The 1,128-nt window shown below is 30.7% G+C and carries 1 rRNA gene; it reads right to left on the reverse strand.

From position 1 onward, the window contains the following. Positions 1–1,038: 1,038 nt before the first annotated feature. A 5S ribosomal RNA gene (gene rrf, locus CLV73_RS18810) occupies positions 1,039–1,128 on the reverse strand; the annotation flags it as partial.

Consider the following 1,128-nt stretch of genomic DNA (forward strand, 5'->3'; position numbering starts at 1 on the left):
CAAAATTTTTTAACTCCCACAACTTTTATTTCTAAAAGTTTCTGATTGTTTTTCCCGTATCTCCTAAAGTGATTTTATTAATCTTTATGCTTATCCAAAAGCTCTTCTGCGCTTACCTACTCACCTCTCGTTTTCAGTGGGGCAAAGATAGATACTTTATTATATATAATCCTAATTTACTTAACTTAAATTTCATATTCCCGTAATATTTTATCTTAACTCACTGATTAGACATGAGAAGAATTTTTAAATATTTAAACTAATGTTTGATATTGGGAACCGAAAGATGTAAAAAATCCTGATAAAATAAACAAAAGGATTAGATCTAAAGAGTCAATAAAATGGAAGTAGTAAAAGCAAATTAACCATTAAGAGCATGTAGAAGTTAAGGTAATTAAGAATATTAAAGGGGTTATAAGCTTTATGGTTATGACGTAAGTAAAGACTTTAATTGTATCTATGTTATTGTGATCTAAAGGATAGTTTAATAAGATTTGCATGATTAAAGAAGAAGAAGAAGAAGAAGAAGTAGTAGTAGTAGTAGTAGTAGTAGTAGCACAGTAGAAGGTATGGTATGCTCCAGGAAGCTACAGACTTTTATATAAGATTTTAATTTTGCGGAGAAAGGTTTATTGATATCATTTAATTATTGTCTTATATCACTTATCGCAATGACTTTCCTTTATTATTTGCCAAGACAACCATTTATGTTTTATAAGTAAAAAGATTGAAGAATAATTAAGAAGATTTGGAGGAAAGTTTTGTAAAATACTTTTCAAAGATAAGTTTTCTTTATTATTTTATAAAAGATGCTTAAAATCGTTCTTATTGATGAAAAAATGAAAGATACCTAGCCCAACTAAGTGGACTTTTATTTTGAGATTGCTTCGCTTCGCTCACAATGACAAAAAGCTTCTGCATCAGGTATCTGGCAAAATTACTCATTACCACCCATTGTCTATTGCTTATTGTAAAAAAATTGGTATGTATATAAAACAAAAAAGTCTCATTCATGTAATTGAATGAGACTTTAAAAAAAACTGGCGGCGACCTACTCTCCCGCTTGTCGCAGTACCATCGGCGCTGGTGGGCTTAACTTCTGTGTTCGGAATGGGAACAGGTGAGCCC

The sequence above is a fragment of the Chryseobacterium geocarposphaerae genome (genome assembly GCF_002797535.1).
Classification (GTDB): domain Bacteria; phylum Bacteroidota; class Bacteroidia; order Flavobacteriales; family Weeksellaceae; genus Chryseobacterium; species Chryseobacterium geocarposphaerae.